This is a genomic window from Microcoleus sp. Pol12B5 (genome assembly GCF_036701335.1).
Classification (GTDB): domain Bacteria; phylum Cyanobacteriota; class Cyanobacteriia; order Cyanobacteriales; family Microcoleaceae; genus Microcoleus.
Genome location: NZ_JAUBQQ010000162.1, coordinates 1 through 1,524, shown reverse-complemented (window position 1 = coordinate 1,524; position 1,524 = coordinate 1). Strand labels below are relative to the sequence as shown.

Sequence of the window (1,524 nt, the reverse complement as noted above, 5' to 3'; positions counted from 1 at the left end):
TCATTTTTTTATGGTCACAATCAAGTATTGCATATAATTGTATCATAGTCTTGATAATGATTTAGGATTGCTATAGTAATACCATTTTTTTAAAGATGTGATAGAGATAAAGAATGTAAAATCCACGACCATCCGGTAAGAAAACCAATGACACGATCGGTGAAAGATGCCAAAATTTCCTTGACTTTTGTGCGGAGTTCGTCAAGATTACTAAACACCGACCAAGCTAAAAAATATTTCAGATATTCCCACACTCTTTCTGTCGGATTTACTTCGGGACAAGCCGGAGGCTGAAATAGTAAAATAACATTGTCTGGTAATTCAGATGAGTCCAACTTATGAGCGGGTGCGTTATCAACTTGAATAATGTGTAATTCAGGAGGATATTGTATTGACAAAAGTTGTAAATATGCTTCAAAACAAACTTTGTCTAAATGCGAAAACTCCAAAAAAAAACTCTTTCCAGTAGCGATTGATACTGCCCCATACGGCCAAAAACACTCAGATTTCCATTGATGCTTCCCGATGGGCTTTACGCCTGAAAGCGTCAGCTTGCGCCGACGAAGAGTAGGTCGTCCTAGTCGAGTTTCATCGCTACACCAATAAGTGACTTTTTTATATTTGTTTACTTGAGGTAAAGCTTTCTCTAGTAGAGCTTTTATCTGTTGATGTAAGTTATTTTTAAATTCATTAATTGCCGTAGATTTCTGAGAAACACTGCGCGGTCTGGGAATTTTTAATTTACTTTTTAATTCCGCTCTCACTAAAGAATATACAGCCGGGTAACTACTGGCTATTCCTTTAATCAACCATAACCAAAGATGAACTTCTTTATAACTCTTAAATCCTTCGGGTTCTCTCAACTCTTGTTGCAAGGTCGCTGCTATTTCAACTGAGAACTTTTTTGGGCGACCGAAAACCTGCCTATTTTTTAACAAATTTTCCAGACCGCCCTTTCTATATTGGGAGAGCCAGCGATGAATCGTTGCCTCACTTTTACCTAAAACTGCGGATACTTCCCGCACAGTTTCTACTTGTTTTGACTGAAATAAATAAAGCATTTGGACTTTGTTATAAGCTAGGATTCTTTTTTGTTTTTTGAGGATTTCTCGTAATTTTTCTCCAGATTCGGTAATCTTTATATGAGGACGACCAGACATTGTAATTCTCTCCTTTACTTTTTACACAAGTCTATCACATCTTTAAAAAAATGGTATAACTCGGACTTGTCCCAACTGCGGATGTTCGTCAATTTCAATCACAGTATCCGCTTCGAGCCATGTGGTTGGGTCGTTGAGCTTGATTTTAAACCCGTGTTTCCGTGGTCTGCCGCGACCACTATAGGCTGACAAAAGTTTAATTAGCCCAAACTACAGTGGTAGCTTGAAACTCAATTCGGTAAGTTCTTTGCTGATGTTGTAAACGAGAAGCCTTGACTGGTTCGGGGTCAATATTAAGTAAGTCGGCGAGAAAAAACCCAACTATGTTAAAATAAGTGAACATAGAGAATACGTCTACTGAGGT

The 1,524-nt window shown here is 38.0% G+C and carries 1 protein-coding gene; it reads right to left on the bottom strand.

The window, feature by feature from the left end; translation table 11 throughout:
- Positions 1 to 89: 89 nt before the first annotated feature.
- Entirely contained in the window at positions 90 to 1,160 is a 1,071-nt protein-coding gene (locus tag QUA24_RS27200) for an IS630 family transposase (RefSeq protein ID WP_333233532.1), read from the bottom strand.
- Between the last annotated feature and the right edge of the window lie 364 nt (positions 1,161 to 1,524).

Coding starts and splice junctions, on each gene's coding strand:
- QUA24_RS27200 (WP_333233532.1), bottom strand. CDS start 1,160: ATGTCTGGTCGTCCTCATATAAAGATTACCGAATCTGGAGAAAAATTA.